Source organism: Lactobacillus sp. M0393, from assembly GCF_016102025.1.
Lineage (GTDB): Bacteria > Bacillota > Bacilli > Lactobacillales > Lactobacillaceae > Lactobacillus > Lactobacillus melliventris.
Genome location: NZ_JACFPK010000003.1, coordinates 146,019 through 164,922, shown reverse-complemented (window position 1 = coordinate 164,922; position 18,904 = coordinate 146,019). Strand labels below are relative to the sequence as shown.

The window sequence follows — 18,904 nt, the reverse complement described above, 5'->3', positions numbered from 1 at the left end:
TAATTTAATGAGTGATGTTAACGATGTAATTAAATATAAGATAAACAATTCTATTTTTCCTTTTTTATGGTTACACCATGAATCAAAGGAAAAATTAAAAAGAACTATTGACTCAATTGATAAATCTGGCATAAAGGGTTTCTGTATTGAGTCTCGTCCCCATCCTGATTTTTTAGGCAAAACTTGGTGGGAGGATCTAGACTTCATCTTCGAGCAAGCTGAAAAAAGAGGAATGAAAGTGTGGATTTTAGACGATTCTCATTTTCCCACTGGCTATGTGGCTGGTCGAGTACCCCAAAAATTACAAAAAAAGTTTTTATACATAAAGCAATTAGATTACGCAGGTCCTGTCCAAAACGCCAAAGTTCTTCTTAAATATGTCAATCCAACAGGAGTTTTTGCTCCTAAAAAAGATACTGACCAAATTTTAAAGGTTTTAATTGCCAAAAAAACTGCCGATAATCAAATTGACAGCAATACAATTACTGATATCACGGATAAGCTAGCGGACAATATACTGACCCTTGATTTACCTTCTGGACAAAGCAGAATTTTTGCTCTAGTGCAAACTTATGATGGAGGAGAAAAAGAAACTGAAAAGTATTTGAACCCTTTAGTTAAAGAAGCGACAGAAGTTTTAGTTAATGAAGTTTATGAACAACACTATAAGCATTATCAAAAATTATTCGGCACCACTATATTAGGCTTTTTTAGTGATGAACCTCGCTTTGGCAATGCCCATGGATCCTTTAGTCAAATTGGACAAACCAATATGGTTTTACCTTGGCGTGATGACATGCTGAAAACCTATTTTGCTCAAGACTATAAATTACTGCCTTTACTTACCACGACAACAGATGTACATCATCAAGAAATTAATATCAGATACAAATATATGGCGATAGTTTCTAAACTCTATGCAAAAAACTTTGCTCAAGTACTACAAAAATGGTGTCAAGAGCATGATGTTGCACATATTGGCCATTTGCTTGAAGATAATGGCGCACATACGCGACTAGGATATGGTACAGGCCATTATTTTAGGGCCATGACCGGCTTTGATATGGCGGGGATTGATGTGGTTTTAAACCAAATCATGCCAGGCCTTGATACCGGATATTATCAGGCTATGACTAAGTCTGGTTGGAATGGTGAATTTTTCCATTATGGTTTAGCTGACTTGGCTAATTCTGCTGCTCAACTGGAACCCAGAAAAAGAAGAAGGTCAATGGTAGAACTGTTTGGAGCATATGGCTGGGCTGAAGGACTGCCATTGATGAAATATATAGCTGATCATATGATGGTTAGAGGTATTAATCATTTTGTACCTCATGCTTTCAACTCTAATAAATTCCCTGATCCAGATTGCCCTCCGCATTTTTATGCTGACAATAATGAACCAGAACAAAAATATTACCCTGTCTTGTTTAAATATATTAACCGTGTAAGTGCTATTCTGTCTGATAGCAAGGAATTATGCCAGGTCGCAGTGTTATATCATGCTGAAAATGAATGGCTGGATGCCACTGCTATGCCTTTTGAAAAAGTTACTAAACGGCTTTATCAAAATCAAGTCCCTCATGAACTAGTAACAATAGATTATTTAAAAGACTGTTTAATAGGTGAAAATTCATTTCGAATCAATGATCATAAATTTACTTGTTTAATTATCCCACAGACAAAATATATAACTAACGAATTAGCGCAAATTATAGAAAAGCTAAGTAAAAATGGTATTCAGGTATTTTTTGTAAACAAATTGCCGCAGTGTGATGAAGATTTAAATGATATTAGCAGTGAGTTAGCTAAAGCTCAAATATTGCCATTAGCAGAAATAGCACGCACTGTTAAGGATAAAGCGGATATCAGTCTACATAAAAATAATAAAAATTTGCGTTTATATCGTTTTAAGAGTAGTGATGATAATGGTGTATTCTTTTTCAATGAAAACATTCACCAAAGCATTGATGAAGAAGTAATGTTAAGTCAAAAACATGATGTATATGCTTTTGATCCCATGACTTTGAAACTTGAATTATTGGGCAAACAAATTCAGACATTCCATTTAAAATTAGCAGCTGGTCATACGTGCTTTATTCTTTTTGACAATAACTATGATGCACAGCAGCATCATGATAAGTCGCTAATTAAAGAAAAAGAAATTTCAAACTGGGATTTAAAAATTGCAGGTCAGTGTTTCAAAAATTTTGAGCTAAGGGATGTGAATGCTTTGCCAGGTTTTAAGAATTACTCTGGCAAAAGTAGTTATTCAACTACTATAACAGTCGATAAGCTTTTAGATGAATTCAAGATTAATCTAGGACAAATTGGTGAAGTCGCTGAACTAAAAGTTAACGGTAAATTAGTGGGAAGAACTATTGAGCAAAACACAATTTTTGCGATAACACCGTTTTTAAAAATAGGTCCAAATAAAATTGAAGTTGAAACGGTAAATAACTTGGCCATTAAAATTCAAGACCCTGAATCCCAATTTGGTATTATTCCACCAGCTGGATTAATCGGGCCGGTAAAGTTAAAAATCTACCAAAGCTGAAAAAAGAAAGACAATCAATTACGTAAAAATAATTGATTGTCTTTTTCTTGAAATGGATACTGAAATTTTCTAATCCGGTTCATTAATATTTAAAATAGCATCGAAGACGCTCTGCGGCAACTTAATGTCACTTTTAACGGCTTGTCTTTTGTTTAAACTTTGTCTGCGTAAAAGTTGCTGTTTCTTCGAGATACTCCGTTTTTCGCCATTAACAGCCGCATTTTTACGTAAAGGTGGCACGTCAACTCTGGCAATTGCCTTGTTTTCCACCATTGCTTGCACAGGCATGGGGTATAAACGCCGCGGCACAGTATACTTCAATTTTTTAACTAATTTATGGGCAATTAAATCGGCTTTTTGCCGTGGCACAATAATATCGAGAGCATCGACAGCAGCATAGTTAATCTGAATTTGAATTTTGACTACATCCACTAGTTCATAATCCAAAAATTCCGTATCAAGAGTCGCAAAGCCATGAGTAATTGACTTTAAACTGTTGAAAAAGTCATAGGCAATTTCAGACACCGGCAGTTTGTATGTTAATGTGACTAAATCTTGTTGGTTGTCCAAGTTGACCATTTCCCCAAAATGCTGGTCACATAATTTCATAACTGCACCCAAGTATTCATTGGGCGTGGTAATTACGGCCTTAACGTAAGATTCAGTGACGTAGTCAATTTCAGAAAAATCAGGAAATTTAGCTGGGTTAGTGATAGTGAGGTATTCTTGCTTAGGCTGAGGCTGCTTAAGGTAAACGTGATAGGTGGCATTGGGCGCGGTTGTCAACACTTCCACATGATATTCATCGCGCAATCTTTCTTGGATTATTTGCAAATGGAAAATACCTAAAAAGCCGCAACGAAAGCCGGCATCAAGAGCTTCGGACTGTTCCGGTGTGTAATGAAAGGCTGAATCATTGAGAGCAAGCTTACTAATAGCCTGTTTTAAAGCCTCATAGCTGGTATTTCCTTTAGGATAAAAACCAGCATAAACCATTGACTGCGCCGGCTTAAAGTGGGGAATAGCATTTTTAGTCGGATTTTCTGCAGCGGTTAAGGTATCGCCAACCTGAACGCTGGCAACATCTTTAATCCCAGTCACAAGATAGCCGACTTCTCCCGCGTTTAATTCCTTCACCGGCTTCATATCTGGCGTGAAGATTCCCACTGCTTGAGCATTAAATGTACTGCCACCTTGCATTAATTCCAGTTTTTGCTGGTTTTTTAACGTGCCGTCAATTAGTCTGACATCGGCGATAATTCCCTGATAGGAATCGTATTGCGAGTCAAAAAGCAAAGCCTTAAGGGGTGCAGCGGGTTTTCCCTGCGGTGCTGGAATTTTTTGATAAATAGCTTCTAATACCTGGTGAACATTTTCACCGGTTTTAGCAGAAATTTTTAAAATAGCCACATCTGCGAATTCGGGACGCAGCGCACGAATTTGCGCTTCTGTTGCCGCAACGTCAGCCGCCGCATTGTCAATCTTGTTAATCACCGGAATGATGGTCAAGTTATGCTTTAAAGCTAAACGTAAATTAGCTACCGTTTGTGCTTGTACGCCTTGAGTTGCGTCCACTAATAAAATAGCACCATCGCTGGCGGCGAGGCTTTTAGAGACTTCGTAGGAAAAATCAACGTGTCCTGGTGTATCGATTAAATTGTATTCATATTCTTGACCATTGTCAGCTTGATAAAAGTTACGCACTGAGCGCGACTTAACTGTTACTCCATGAGCTTGTTCAACTTCCATGCTGTCGAGTAATTGGTCACTTAACTGCCTTTTGCTCACAGTATCAGTTTGTTCCATAATTCTGTCAGCTAAGGTTGATTTACCATGATCAATATGAGCAATTATGGCAAAATTTCTGATGTTCGCGAGTTTCATTTTATTTAGTTCCCTCCAGTTTTTGTTGCAATCCTTGTAAGTAAAACAACATTATTTGATTGGCTTCTTGTTCGAGATCAATTTGAAATCCCTTAAAATCAACGGGTAACTGGTCATGATGAAATTCGTCCAAGTTCATCATGTTCATGAGTCCGCTAATTATGGCGCTTTGAATAATAAAAAGGTGACTGGCCTCTTTAACGCTTAATAGTGTGATTCTTGCAGCAATCGCCTGTCCCAGTTGCTGGTTTATTTCATATAGTTTTTCCCGACCGGCCAAAGTTTGTTCTCTGTCAGCCGCTGCTTCTAAAATTGGCCCCCGTAATGCGTTAAGCCGCAATAAATCGGGCCTTTCACGTATTAACAGGTGATTTTGTTCTAATAAAAAAGCAGTGAAGTCATTCCAAGAAGTGAGACTTGCAGTTTTTTGAAAACGCTGGCGTACTTCTTTGAGGTAGTCTTGATAACCAGAAAGCAGCAGATACATAAAGATGTTTTCTTTGGTTTTAAAGTAATTAAATAGTGTGCCTTTGGCTACGCCTGATTCATGTGCAATTTGCGCCATGGATATTTGGTTAAAATCATTTTTTTGAAATAATTTACTGGCAGCAGCCGCTATTAGCTGCTTTTTAGCTTCTTTTTCTTTGGGAGTTAAGACATACATAATGATATTTTCTGCTCCTTTCATTCAATAATGACCAACGGTCATTTTACAAATAATTATTAATTTTTGCAAGCAAAAAACCATCTTCATATGAGGATGGTTTTCATTGCTGATTTATTTATTAATGTATTTCTTTAATTGTTCACCATGAAGTCCGGCACTTAAGCCCACTAAGAGTTTAATTCTGGCCTTTTGACCATTAAGGCCGCGGCAGAAGATAATGCCCATTTTGGCTAAGCCAACACCGCCACCCTCGTAATCATAGACTGGTTCGGCGATACCGTTAAAGCAGCGTGAAACCAGAACTAGCGGAATATTATTATCAAGCAATTTTTGCAGTGCTGGCAGTGTTTGTGGCGGCATGTTGCCGGCACCTAAAGCCTCAATAACTATTCCTCTAGTTGTCGGTTTGTTCAAGGCTTGCAGAATTTCTGGTCCCATTCCTGCATAAGCCTTTACCAGATAGACATTTGCAACGACATGATCAATAGGTAAATGTTGCTGCGGGTTAATAGTTTGCACATAATTGACGTGGCCTTCTGAAACAACGCCAATTGGACCAAAAGTGGCTGTCCGAAAAGTAGCTACATTTGTGGTATGAGTTTTGGTGACATAGCGGGCTGGATGAATTTCATCATTCATGACTACTACAACGCCCTTACCGATGGAAGCAGCAGAACTGGCTACCATAATTGCAGTCCTGAAATTGTACAGGCCGTCGCTGCCAATTTCGTTAGAAGAACGCATGGCCCCGGTTACTACCACAGGCATTTTGCTGGAGATGGTTAGGTCTAAAAATAAGGCTGTTTCTTCTAAAGTATCTGTGCCATGAGTCACGACTGCACCAAAAAAGCCTTCTGCTTCAGCTTGGCGGATACGCAAGGAGAGCTGTAACATACGCTCAGGAGTCATATGGGGCGAGGGTAAATTAAAAATTTCTTCTGTAACTAACTGCACGTCATCATCAACGTTTAAAGACAAGTCAGCTAATGGGTTTTGACTGTTGGGCTTAATTTTGCCATTTTCATCTTCTGACATTGAAATGGTGCCACCAGTGTGTAAAATTAAAATTTTTTTGCTCATGATCGTTATACTCCCGTAATTTCTTTTAATACCCATCAAGAGTAACATAAATTTTCAGCTGCTGATACCTTCAACGGTCAAAGTTTTTAGACATAAAAAAACAGCCGGACAAAGCAGTGATATGACCCTCAAATTTAAGACAAATTTGCCCGTCATATGAGCAAACAGACCAGTCGTTTATGTTAACAGTTTTAATCAGTGAAAACCTCTTGCGCCAGACCAAATGCAGACCATGCTTTAGGCCAGCCACAATAAAAGGCCAAGTGGGTAATCAACTCCACCATTTCGTCTTTGGAAATACCGTTCTTTTTGCCCATAATCATATGTGATTTAAGTTGGGGAAAAGCGCCTTGTGCCATTAATGCAGCACAGGTAATTAAGCTACGGTCGCGTGCAGATAATTTATCTTCTCTTGACCAAACTTCACCAAATAAAACATCATCATTTAATTCCGCAAATTTAGGTGCAAAATCACCTAGTTTATCTCTACCAGCAGTCTGTTTTTTCATTTTTAGTCCTCCAGTTTCTCATATTCTTCATCTGTAACAGGTTCCAACCATTTAGGCGTTCCCGCAGTAATAGCTATATGTGCAAACCAACTGTTCTTGGTAGCACCATGCCAATGTTTGACACTGTCATGAACTACGACGACATCTCCTGGGTGCAGTTTGCGTGCTGGCTTACCTTCTTCTTGATACCAGCCTACACCGGCAGTAGCCAGTAAAATTTGAAAGCCACCGATATGCTGATGCCAGTTGTTGCGACAACCGGGTTCAAAACTAACATTTGAAACGCTGACATTAATATTAGGATCACTGACTAAACTCTGCAGATAGCTTTGACCTTTAAAATATTTTTGATAAGCAGTATTTTTTGCACCTAAAGCAAAAATACCATCTTGCACATCACTTTTATGATCGTCCATTTTTTTAACTCCTTTATATTTGATTTAATAAGATTACTTTAACCCTTAACGTAAACTTTAAGTCAAGTTGTTTTAACAGATGAGGTCAATGAGTTTTATTAATAATGATTATTGTTTTTTGAATAGTATATATTGGAAAAATATAATGTGATAAAATTAATTTGATAAATGAAAGCGATTTATATTAAGGAGATTACCATGATTTATCAAAAGAATATTGCGTGGGATGCAAATTATGATGTTGTTGTTTTAGGATTTGGTGGCGCTGGTGCCACTGCTGCTCGGTTTGCGGCTGATCATGATGCCAAAGTGCTACTGGTTGATGCAGCTCCTGAAGGGCACGAAGGTGGTAATACCCGTTATTCTGCCCAATTAATTGGTACTGGCAATGACTTTAATGAGCTGAAAAAGTATTATCAGAAACTAACGGCGCCAATGGAACTTGACGAAGAGATGATTGATACTTATGTTGATGGGATGGTGCACATTCCTGAATATGTTTCTAAATATTTGGGTGTTAAACCAAATAGTGCTAAGGAATATGCCCCTGATAAAAGTTATGCTTTCAGGGAATTTCCGGAATTTCCAGGCTCGAAGTCCTATGATTTCACCACTGTCACTAAGCATTGGTTTGATGCTTCCTTATGGCAGATTTTAAAAGAGCAGGTAGTGAAGCGGCAAGACAAAATAGATGTTTTGTACAGCACACCTGCAGAAGAACTAATTCAAGATCCGGAAACGAAAAAGATTTACGGTGTAGTGATTAAGCGTGATGGCAAATTGCTCAAAATTCAGGCCAAAAATGGCGTTGTCATGACTACCGGTGGTTTTGAAAATAACCAAAGAATGATCGAAGACTTTATTGGCGCCAAAAGGCTGGCACCTTTAGGCACCCTTTATAACAAAGGTGACGGTCTGAGAATGGCCCAGGAAGTTGGCGCTGACTTTTGGCATTTACATAATTATGAGTCTTTGGGGTTACTTCATGGTATGGCTTTTGCGGTGCCAGCGGGACAACGTGGTCGCTTAATGCTAGGGCCTCAAAATGAAGCGGTCGCTAGCGGTAGTGCCTTTGTTGTAGGTGATGACGGTACCAGATACTTTAATGAAGCAGAAGAAAACCGCCACGGCCATATCAAGAATCATGGTCAATGGAAAGTGCCGCTAAATCAAGAGCACCCATACTTGATTTTTGATGAAACTAAAAAGCATGAATTAGATAGCGATAAAATTATTGGCGATTACAAACCATACACAGAAAATGTTATCAAAGCTGACACTGCTGCCGAATTAGCCGATAAAATTGGTGTTGAACCGGCAGTATTGTCTGACACCCTCAATCGTTTCAATCAAGCATGTCAAAAGCAAGATGATCCCGAATTTAGAAGAGACCCAGCAACTTTACGTGCATTTACTGGTAACACAATTTATGCTGTCAGACTAGAACAAACTATGCTCAATACGCAAGGCGGACCTAGAAGAAATAAGAATGCCGAAATTTTGGATACCAGAGGCAAAGCGATTCCTAATCTTTATTCTGCCGGTGAACTTGGTGGTATCTGTGCTAACCAATACCAAGGCGGCAATAATTTGGCAGAATGCTTAATTTGGGGCAAGATTGCTGGAGAAAATGCGGCTAAACCAAAAGCTGCTGCAACTACTGATGCAGCAAGCGGTGCTACTATGCCTGAAAAGCACTTAACTTCAGATCTTAAACACGAAACCTATGAAACCGGGGCAAACCAATATATTGGTAAATCAACTAAAGGTATGGGTGATGAAATAGTTGTCCGGGTAACTGTTGATGAACAAAAGAACTTAAAGAATATTGAAGTTTTGAAGCAAGCTGAATCAGATGACTACGGCTTAAAAGCTATCAAGACTTTACCTGCCAAAATGGTTCAGGAAAATACCGTTGATGTTGATGCAGTCAGCGGTGCCTCAAGCTCATCACGCGGTCTCAAAGATGCGGTTAATGATGCGCTAAGTAAGATAAAGTAACAGTTTTTAAAAAGGCCATTTGCGCTAAATGGCCTTTTTGTATACACTAAAATAAATTGGATAAAGTAAAGCCCGTATTTTTATATTAAAAGTTTTTAGTATAATATATACAGAAATTAAATTGAGATTTTTAATGAGGTAATAAAAATGAATTTTACTCAATTACGTTGTTTTATCAAGGCTATAGATAATTCAAGTTTTACTATCGCAGCTGAGCAGCTAAATTTTTCCCAATCAGCAGTTTCTAAAAATATTAAAGATCTTGAAAATACCATCGGGGTAACTTTAATTAATCGGGCGCATCATCGGATTTCATTAACAAATGCCGGCAAATATTTTTATCGTGTGGCCAGAAACGTAGTAGACGATATGGACTACACCGTTGCCTATTTACAGAGTAAGAAGAATGATCCAGAAACCCTTGTGCGGATAGGAGTTTGTGATACACCATTTGAGCAAAAAATCTTACCAATCTTTTTGCGTAAATTGCGGGAATCTGGTAGCAACCTAAATATTCAATTTGTTTTTGTTCTTAATAATTCAATTGGTGAACTTCTCAATCATCATGTAGACCTATGTGCAATTGCTCGAGAAGATGTTGATATCATTGAAGACATCAATTTTGAACCAATGGTTCAGGGTAAAGTAGTTATTGCATGTCCTCAAGGTTCAAAATTGGCTGAAAAGTCTAAGATTAATATTTCTGATTTGGTTGGTCAGGATTTATTTTTACTTGATCCAAATAGCTCATTAAATGTGCAATTAAATTTTCAAACTGCCCTAATCAATAAATTGGGGATGGATCATATTAAATTTGTACAAGACTTTTTGGCAATGGATATTTATGTTCGCGGAGGTTGGGGTTATGGCATCTTACCTAATTTCATTGCAGATTATCAAACAGAGGGAATTAAATATATTCCCATTGATTATCATGAGATTTCGCCTTATGGTATTGCATACATGGAAAGCTTTACCAATGATTCTGTACTTGAAAAAGTAGTAGGCACATTGAAATCAGCAATAAACGAATATTTATTTGAAAATAAAAATAAGTAATTCACAACTGAAAGTGATTTTTGAAGAGCTTGCAGTCAACATATAAATGTTGATACTGCAAGCTTTTTTGCGTTAACTTTCAAAAACATAATATCTGCATTCCATTTTGTAATCTTCAATTCTGAAATGCGTGAAAAGAATCACTTGATTCATAGTATCATGTAAGCGATTGAAAAATTAGTTTTAAAAAGTGAGGGACAAAAATGGAAAATACTTATGACGTAATTATCGCTGGTGCCAGTAATGCCGGTGGTATGGCAGCATGTGCCGCGGCAGAAAAAGGAGCTAAAGTTCTGTTAATTGATAAACAGGGCAGTTCACAATTTCTCTACCGTTCTTTCTTTGCCGCTCTGAATAGTAATGCTCAAAAACGGGCAGGTATTAAGGTTGATAAAGCTAAATTAATGAACTTTTTAACTTTATTTTTCCAAGATAATGTTGATGAGCGTCTACTTTGGACCTGGGCAAATCATGCTGATGAAACAGCTAACTGGCTGGAAGATAACATTCTAAAACCAAATGGCGGCGTCTTGAGACCACAAAAAGATGCGTATTATGAAACAGTTGTTAACACCGCTTTTAACACTGAACTTGCAATTGCAACACCTGACAATGGCTGGGCTCACTATGGTGATTGGGTAATTGATAAAGTTAAGGAGTTAGGAGTAACTCTTAAATACAATACTAAGCTTGAAGAACTTGTCACTGATGACAGCGGTGCGGTAACCGGCGTGATTACCAGCGCTCGTGATAGCGGTGAAAAAACGACATATCAGGCTACCAAGGGTGTCATTATTTGTACAGGTGGCTATGGCGGCAACGTTGAATTAATGAAGAAGTGGGATCCGCTTGGCTACAAGAAAAACGTTTATTCTGATGGTCCGCGTGATGATGGTTCCGGTATTCTGGCAGGACTTAAAGTGGGAGCAGCTCGTGATGAAGAACCAGCAGAAATTATTTTTGACCGTGGTGCTGTTCCTGTTGGTACCAACGCTGAAGAACATTATCAAATTGACTTTAAGGGTCCCGGCTATTTCTGGATGGGTGCCTATCCTATGCTTAAAGTTAACCTGAACGGTGAACGTTTTGGTAACGAAAGTGTGCCTTACCAATTTGATATTAATGCAATGGCCAAGCAGCCGGGATACCTGGAAGCACAAATTTGGTCAGAGGATACTATGGATCACTTGGCCCAGTTCAAGACTCAAGGCTGCTCACGTTTAGGCTGGCCTGGTATTTACAATACTGAAGAAAATAAGGCTGAGATTCAACGCAGAATTGATGATGGCATGGTTCAAAAAGCCGATACCATTGAAGAATTGGCTGAAAAATTGAACTTACCAAAAGATAACTTGGTTAACAGTGTTAAACGCTATAACGAGATGTGTGCCAAGGGCGTAGATACTGATTTTGGTAAAGAAAAATTCAGATTATTCCCAGTAGATAAAGCGCCATACTATGGCGTTATTATGGGTGGCCGCCTGCTGGCCACACTAGATGGTTTACGTATCAATACTAAGATGGAAGTAATTGATAAGATGGGTAAGCCAATTCCTCATTTGTATGCGGCTGGTAACGCCAGTGGTGGTTTCTTCTGGGGCAGTTACCCAGACCGTGTTCCAGGTCTTACTTGCAGCCATGCTCAAACATTCGGCCGTTTAGCTGGACAATATGCCGCTGAAAATTAGTTTTAATCACAAAAGGAGTTTTAATTTATTATGGATGAAAAACAGTTACCTAAGCTTTCTAGTTACAGATGGGTAATTTTAGCGATTGTGGCTTTGCTTGATGCAACGAGTAATTACATTCAATTTCAAATTTCAACATTAGCTGTTCAAATTATTCCGGCTTTGCATCTGTCAACAGCACAGTTTCAAAGTTTGGCAATGGCACCAATGTTGGTCGCAGTTTTCTTAAGTATTCCTGCTGGTTCACTTGCAGATAAATTCGGTGCTAAGAAAATTGTTTCAGTAGGACTTATTATTTCTTTATTCGGTGCATATGGCCGTATAATTGCCACCAATTTTGTCACCATGATGATCATGTTGTTATTGTTTGGCGTGTATATGGCACTTTTAAATGCGAATACTATCAAGATTTTTGGTATTTGGTTTAAGCAGGATACTAATTTAGCTATGGGTGTGTTCTTTGCTTCGGCTAGTGTAGGTATTATCTTAACTCGTATTACCAGTCCTCTGTTTCCAAGCGTAAAGGCAGCCTTTACATTTTCAGCAAGCTTATTATTAGTTCTGACAGTTTGCTGGCTGCTTTTCATAAAAGATGCCCCTAAGGGTGAAGAAATTCCCCAACCGCAAGTTAAGCAAGGAAAAGCTGAATCATCCCTTGATTTCTTTAAAGAAGCTGCACACAGTAAAAAGACTTGGATTGTCGCTATCAGTGTTGGTGTCGGAATGGGAGCAAGTGAAGCTTTCTCTAATATTATGCCACCAGCTTTTGCCGCAAGAGGAATGTCTACCATTCAAGGAAATAATATCGCTGCTATAGCTACCATTGGTAGTCTTTGTGGTTCATTATTTGGTCCTGCACTAATTGGCAAAGCTAAAAAAGCTAAACCAATTATGATTACCGTAACTCTGATTGCCGGTCTGTTAATTGCACTTACTTGGTTCATTCCACTAGGATTGCCACTAACCATTTCTTTAGTACTTGGTGGATTATTCGGTGCGATGACCGGTCCTTTGATGCAGGCAATGCCGATCACATTCCCTGAAATTGGGCCAAAATATGCAGGTTCAGCAGGTGGTTTGATCGGTACTGTTTCGTTACTGTTTTCATATTGTATCCCAGTTATTATCTCAATGATTGCTGGACGTAACTTTATGTTGACTTTTATCATTCAGGGTATTGTTTTAATGATGACAGCAATTTTTATCGGTATTTTACCTGATGCTAATGCTGCTAAAAATGCTCCACGTGGTAAATAATTGATTCGATTTTGAAAGGAATTTTGTAATGACCAAAAAAATAACTGCAAATCCGGGCAAATACACTGGCTCGGGTCAAGGTAAAGAAAGTCAAATTAACCTTGAAGTTGAGGTTGACACAGATAAAATTGTTAATGTTAAACCATTAGATAAATATGCGCCAGACAGTTTGGCTGACAATGCATTTAAGAAAATGGCGCAAAAGATTGTTGACCAGCAATCAGTTGATGTTGACGTTGTTTCTGGAGCTTCTGAAACTTCACGCGGGATTATTGCGGGCGTAAAAGAAGCCCTTGATAAAGCCGGTGTTGACTATGATGCTCTTAAAGAAAATGGTGGTCAAGCTGCCGGTAAGAAAGAAGAGACTATTGACGTTGATGTCGCCGTGGTTGGTGCCGGTGGTGCTGGTGTAGCAGCTGCTTTAGCTGCACGGCAACATGGCGTAGAGGTAGCTTTATTTGAAAAAACTATTTCTCCACTTGGTGCAAGTACGTTTGCCGGAGGAATGTTTGCAGGCGACAGTCAACAACAAAAAGACCAAGATGCAGTCGTTTCCAAGAAGTGGCTTTATGACGAATACATGGACGCTTCTCAAGGTTACATGAACTCAATTCTTGTGCGCCGTATTATCGATGAATCAGGTAAGACCGTTGATTGGTTAAATGAAAACGGCGCAATTATGAAACTGGTTGATGCTGGTACTGGTGGCAGCTATGATCATATTGGCATGCCTGCTACCCTTCATGGCTATCAAGAAGGCGGCACTAAGGCAGTAACTAAACTAATTGAAAAATTCAAGTCAATTGGTGGTAAGATGTACTTTGGCTTTGCTGGTAAAAAATTACTGCAAGATGATGGCAAAGTTGTTGGTTTAATTGCTGAAAGCGACGAAGAAACTCTTCACGTTAACGCTAAGAAAGTTGTTATTGCTACAGGTGGCTTTGGTGGTAACCCTGAAATGCGTAAGGAATACCTGGGAGATGTCAGCACGCAAGGACAGGTTTTGCAAAATACCGGTGACGGTTTGAATATGGCCTGGGATGCAGGAACCGCTCATCATATCAACGGTTCAACTCATTACTTCTGGCAAACATTTAGCAATAAAGATATCGGTGAAATGGTTAAACTTGTCGGCCCCAACTGGATGCCTCTTAATGCGCTAGCTGACTTTCCAAACTTGCGTGTTAATAATCGTGGTCAGCGTTATGCCAGCGAAACCCATGCATTAGACTTTGCTGTTCATGGTGCTGAGTTGTCAGAACAACCACAACAAACTGAATTCGTTGTCTTTGATCAGGCAATGCTTGATAAGATCAAAGAAGGTGGCACAGTTGCAATAGAAGATCACTATGGCAAGTGGAAGAATCACCGCCAGTTCTACATGGAATTTAATTATCCAACAGATACTGAAGAAAATATTAAGCATGAACATGAAAAGACAGACTTTACTGCACTGTTAAATAAGCTGGCTGCAACTAACGTTGTATTTATTGGTAATACAATTGCTGAATTAGCTGAAAAGATGGGCGTTGACAAGGAAAATTTGGCAAAAGCAGTTGAGCAATACAATGACGCTAAGAAGAAGGGTGAAGATGATCTATTCTTCTCTGATACCAAGAGAATGATTCCAGTTGAAAACGGACCATTTTACGCTGTGAAATTTATTGCCCGTAACCTAGGAACTCTTGGTGGTGCAACCATTGATGAAAAAATGCACGCTTTGACTCCAAAAGGTGAACCTGTACCTAACCTTTACGTAGCTGGTGCCGATGCCTCTGGAATGTATGGCAAGGCTTATGTTGACTTTGAAGGTGGTACTTTAGGCTTTGCTTATATTTCTGGTAGGTTAGCCGGGATTGATGCGGCGGAAACTGCTAAAGCTGGTAAATAGTTTTATTTAATCAGGTATAAATTTTAAAAACTGGTTTGTGCCTGATTTTTTACTTGAGGAAGAGAATATGACACAAGAAAAATATGATGTAGTAATTGTTGGCGCTGGACTTGCCGGTTTTGCTGCTGCAGATGAAGCTGTTGACAATAATTTGAAAACTTTGCTGGTTGAAAAAGGTAAAACAACTGGTGGCACTGGTAACTATGTTGAAGGTGTTTTTGCTGCCGATTCAGAATTGCAAAAAAAGGATAATGCTGTTCTGAACAAGGCAGATTTGCTTAAAGAAGAACTGACTTATTCGCATTACAAGGCAGACGGTAAAATGTGGCAAAAATATATCGACAATGCCGGTAAAAATGTTTCTTGGCTTGAGGAGCATGGTGCTGAAATTGGTATGGTAGCAAACCTGGGTTCTGGCGCCCGGACCTGGCACTTGTTTAAAGGCAAGGGTCATGATGCTATTCATAATGGCCTAGAGCCGTATGCTAATAATAAGGGGATTACGATTCTTACTTTAACAAGAGTAACTGACTTAAAACAAAATGCTGACAGCACTTATGATGTTACTCTGACTAATGTGGTAGAAAAAACTGCTACAGTTGTTACTGCCAAGAATGTGGTTTTGGCTACAGGTGGTTATCTGAACGACCAAAAATTATTAGAAAGTACGCCTCACCAAAATCCTGATAACATTATTCCAGTTAACTCTGGTAAAAATACGGGAGACGGTTTGAGATTGGCCTGGAAGTTGGGCGCTAAAAAGTACTTCACCGGCATGGCAATGATGTTTGGTGGTCAGCTAAAAGATAAGACTATCCCATCATTCAAGCTCTGGGGGACAGCTATCTGGAGTTCAGTTTGTGACCAGCCGCAAATGTGGGTTAATGAATTAGGCGAGCGTTTTGTCGATGAAAGTGCAGCAGTTGTAAACTGGGCTAACGAAGGTAACGCAATGAACCGCCAGGACCGGGTTTTCTGCATCTTTAGTCAAAAGATTTTGGATGACTTTACTGATAAATCGTACCCAAGATCAATGAAACCATTTGTTCCAGAAGATAGATACCCAACTTTACGTGATGATATTGCCAAAGCTGAAAAAGAAGGTCACCAGTACTTGCACAAAGCTGCAACGCTGGAGGAGCTAGCTCAAGAAATTGATACTCCTAACTTAGTTGCGTACGTCAAACACTACAATGAGATGGCGGCAAACGGTGAAGATACCGATTTTCATAAACCCGCTAAATATCTGTTGCCTGTTGATGGCAAAGGACCGTTTTACGCTATTGAATTGGGTGTTGGTGCCTACACTACTGGTGATGGACTCCGTGTTAACATTAACAATGAAGTACTTGATACTAAAGGCAGACCTATTGCAGGTTTGTATGCTATCGGTGGTGACGGATCTGCTGTTCTATATGGTGATACTTATGGTGTTAATGTTCCTGGCACACATGCAGGTTACTGTATCTTTTCAGGCCGTAATGCCATCAAAGCAATTGCGGCTAAGGAATAAAAAAGCAAAAAATAATTCCTAAAATAAAAAAATAATACCCCAAGTTAAAAGACTAACTCCAGTTTTGATGTGAGTTAGTCTTTTTTTGGTTAAATGAAAAAATATGTTACTTATTTTGCTTTTTAAATTGACTAGGTGACATTTGGTAGACGGAATAAAAAGCATTATATAAATTACGATATGTCATAAAGCCTGTTAATTCAGAGATTTCTAACCAAGACTTGGAGGAAGAGTTCATCAAATCAATTGCCTTGTTAATTCTGACTAATCTTAAAAGGTCGGAAAAGGAAGTACCTAAATTTTTCTTTATTAGCCTTGAAGTATAACCATTTGAGTAGCAAAAGTGTTGCGCAATATCATTGATTCGTAACTCATGCTGGTAGTGCTTTAATATGAATTTAGTAAGCTCTTCTATAAAATTGATATTACTCTCTTCCTCGATTGTTTTACTTTCTTGAGCATAGTATTCAGTCAGAATGCGAATAACGTTTATCACCTCTGTCATAATTTTGAGGTTAGTAACTAAGTTGCTTTTTTTATTTTGTAAACTAATAATGCTGGCAAATGTTGCAATAAGTTCTTGGTCATTCCCTGACTTTTCAATGCATGAATTAGCGTTAAAAACATATTCATGTAAAAATTCTTTATTAGTCATCTCGCTTAAAAAAGGCAGTGGTAATTGAATACATAATACCCAGTTTTGTTGTGGGCTTTTTGTTGAGTGAATTTGATAGGGATTAATTACCACAAAATCATTTTTGCCCAACAAATAACTTTGATTTTTTAATTTTACTTCGAGTTTACCCTGAGCACAGTACAGTATTTCAGTACTTTGGTGCCAATGTAAAGGAATTACCCTATTCAAATTATGAGCGTGAAAATTAAATATTTTAAAAGGCAACTTTTTAGAATTGCTGATTTTTTCATGTTGGATATAGGACATTGTTATCATCTCGCATAATGATATAATGAAAGGTCATTATTTTACAGCTTTTTCCTCTGGAAAATGTATTTTAACACATCTGAAATCGCTTTACCATAATTAATGAAATAACGGGAGCAAAAAGGAGGAGTTTTTTATGAAAGAAAAGATGACAAAGTTTTTTCAAAGAATGCAACCGTGGTTTGACAGGGTAGGAAATAATAAATACCTGCAAGCAGTTATGGGCGCAATGATGGCCACCTTAGGGCCGATGATCATCGGGTCTTTTGCGACTTTGATTGCGGTTTATGCCAGCAAGTGGAAAATGTTGCAGCTGGCAAAAATTATGGGTTTTGTCAATTCAGTAACTATTGGTGCTATTGCTTTATATGTTGCGTTTCTGATGGCTAAACACATTGCGGAGATGTTTCTCAAAGATGATGACGGCACCAGCGCAGGTATAATTTCGTTAATGTCATTTTTGATCATTACACCACTTGGAAATATCAAAAATGTTGCAGCGATTCCAGTTACCTGGATTGGCGCAGATGGTCTTTTTTCAGCAATCATAGTTGGTATTGTTGTGGGTAGATCATATGTTTACATGAAGCAGCACAAGTGGACTATTAAAATGCCGGCTGGAGTTCCGCCAATGGTATCTGATACTTTTGCCGCTTTAATCCCTACTTTATTATTAGGTGTATTCTTTGCAATTGTTGCCTTGGGCTTTAGTGCTACTCCATTTGGCAGTTTTCACCAACTAATTTTTACTATTATTCAAGCACCTTTACAGCATATTGGTGGTTCATTCTGGGCTATGGTTCTAATTTGTTTAATTGAACAATTAGTCTGGTTCTTTGGTATTCACGGTACAAATGTAATTACACCAATTGTTGTTCCTATCTGGATGGCACTTGATATGCAAAACTTAACAGCATACAAAGCCGGTCGTCCTGTTCCTAACATTTATGGCTATGCCTTCTTTAATTTTTACACTTGGGGCGGAACAGCTTTAGGTCTAGTTTTACTAATGCTTTTTATTGCTAAGAGTCAGAGATATAAGACTTTGGGTAAAATTTCAATTGTGCCTGCCTTGTTTGGAATTACTGAGCCTGTAATTTTTGGTACTCCATTAGTTCTTAATTTTGATTTCTTTGTGCCGTTTGTGACAAATAATGCTATTGTGGTCATGATAGCTGGCTTATTAACCAAAGTAGGCATAGTTGCCAGATGTACGGGTGCTCAGGCAGTATTTGGATTGCCACTGGGCGTGCACGCATTATTAGGTGGACATATTTCAATTGTTATTTTGGTTCTACTGATTCAGTTAGTAATTTCGCCTATTCTATGGTACCCGTGGTTTAGAAGAGCCGATAAGAAAGCCTTAGCACAAGAACAAAATGCAGCTAAATAACTATATAATAGAAGAGGTTGCAATCAACCTCTTTTTCATTAGAAGGTAT

Annotated in this window: 14 protein-coding genes; 8 read left to right on the top strand and 6 right to left on the bottom strand. The window is 38.5% G+C overall.

The window, feature by feature from the left end; all coding sequences use genetic code 11:
• Positions 1 to 7 precede the first annotated feature (7 nt).
• Positions 8 to 2,554 carry a hypothetical protein gene (locus H3R29_RS03345; RefSeq protein ID WP_198202604.1) on the top strand — a complete coding sequence of 849 codons (2,547 nt, stop codon included), beginning with the start codon at positions 8 to 10 and terminating at the stop codon, positions 2,552 to 2,554.
• A gap of 69 nt (positions 2,555 to 2,623) precedes the next feature.
• On the opposite strand, the gene lepA is transcribed toward H3R29_RS03345, so the two are convergent.
• The 5 genes from lepA to H3R29_RS03320 form a co-directional block, all read right to left on the bottom strand.
• Positions 2,624 to 4,438 carry a translation elongation factor 4 gene (gene lepA, locus H3R29_RS03340; RefSeq protein WP_198202603.1) on the bottom strand — a complete coding sequence of 605 codons (1,815 nt, stop codon included), beginning with the start codon at positions 4,436 to 4,438 and terminating at the stop codon, positions 2,624 to 2,626.
• A 1-nt stretch (position 4,439) separates the two neighbouring features.
• Complete coding sequence (locus H3R29_RS03335; RefSeq protein ID WP_232352209.1) at positions 4,440 to 5,126, bottom strand: TetR/AcrR family transcriptional regulator; 687 nt, start codon at positions 5,124 to 5,126, stop codon at positions 4,440 to 4,442.
• A 90-nt stretch (positions 5,127 to 5,216) separates the two neighbouring features.
• Positions 5,217 to 6,185, bottom strand: a complete 969-nt coding sequence (locus H3R29_RS03330) for an asparaginase (protein ID WP_198202602.1) — start codon at positions 6,183 to 6,185, stop codon at positions 5,217 to 5,219.
• Between the two features lie 191 nt (positions 6,186 to 6,376).
• Entirely contained in the window at positions 6,377 to 6,694 is a 318-nt protein-coding gene (locus H3R29_RS03325; RefSeq protein ID WP_198202601.1) for a carboxymuconolactone decarboxylase family protein, read from the bottom strand.
• 2 nt (positions 6,695 to 6,696) lie between these two features.
• On the bottom strand, positions 6,697 to 7,110 hold the full coding sequence (locus H3R29_RS03320; RefSeq protein ID WP_174795184.1) for a cupin domain-containing protein: 414 nt from the start codon (positions 7,108 to 7,110) through the stop codon (positions 6,697 to 6,699).
• Between the two features lie 198 nt (positions 7,111 to 7,308).
• On the opposite strand from H3R29_RS03320, the gene H3R29_RS03315 reads away from it, so the two are divergent.
• The 6 genes from H3R29_RS03315 (at position 7,309) to H3R29_RS03290 (ending at position 16,519) form a co-directional block, all read left to right on the top strand.
• On the top strand, positions 7,309 to 9,111 hold the full coding sequence (locus H3R29_RS03315) for an FAD-binding protein (protein WP_198202600.1): 1,803 nt from the start codon (positions 7,309 to 7,311) through the stop codon (positions 9,109 to 9,111).
• 147 nt (positions 9,112 to 9,258) lie between these two features.
• Complete coding sequence (locus H3R29_RS03310; protein WP_198202599.1) at positions 9,259 to 10,170, top strand: LysR family transcriptional regulator; 912 nt, start codon at positions 9,259 to 9,261, stop codon at positions 10,168 to 10,170.
• A gap of 203 nt (positions 10,171 to 10,373) precedes the next feature.
• Positions 10,374 to 11,858 carry an FAD-dependent oxidoreductase gene (locus H3R29_RS03305; RefSeq protein WP_198202598.1) on the top strand — a complete coding sequence of 495 codons (1,485 nt, stop codon included), beginning with the start codon at positions 10,374 to 10,376 and terminating at the stop codon, positions 11,856 to 11,858.
• 30 nt (positions 11,859 to 11,888) lie between these two features.
• A complete protein-coding gene (locus tag H3R29_RS03300; RefSeq protein ID WP_046325531.1) occupies positions 11,889 to 13,115 on the top strand; it encodes a nitrate/nitrite transporter in 1,227 nt (408 codons plus the stop codon).
• A 28-nt stretch (positions 13,116 to 13,143) separates the two neighbouring features.
• Complete coding sequence (locus H3R29_RS03295) at positions 13,144 to 15,006, top strand: FAD-dependent oxidoreductase (RefSeq protein ID WP_198202597.1); 1,863 nt, start codon at positions 13,144 to 13,146, stop codon at positions 15,004 to 15,006.
• Positions 15,007 to 15,073: 67 nt separating this feature from the next.
• Positions 15,074 to 16,519, top strand: coding sequence for an FAD-dependent oxidoreductase (locus H3R29_RS03290; protein ID WP_198202596.1), 1,446 nt, complete (start codon positions 15,074 to 15,076; stop codon positions 16,517 to 16,519).
• 106 nt (positions 16,520 to 16,625) lie between these two features.
• On the opposite strand, the gene H3R29_RS03285 is transcribed toward H3R29_RS03290, so the two are convergent.
• Positions 16,626 to 17,462 carry a helix-turn-helix transcriptional regulator gene (locus H3R29_RS03285; protein ID WP_198202595.1) on the bottom strand — a complete coding sequence of 279 codons (837 nt, stop codon included), beginning with the start codon at positions 17,460 to 17,462 and terminating at the stop codon, positions 16,626 to 16,628.
• 136 nt (positions 17,463 to 17,598) lie between these two features.
• Here H3R29_RS03285 and H3R29_RS03280 point away from each other — a divergent pair, with 136 nt between their 5' ends.
• A complete protein-coding gene (locus H3R29_RS03280) occupies positions 17,599 to 18,855 on the top strand; it encodes a PTS sugar transporter subunit IIC (protein WP_198202594.1) in 1,257 nt (418 codons plus the stop codon).
• Positions 18,856 to 18,904 lie beyond the last annotated feature (49 nt).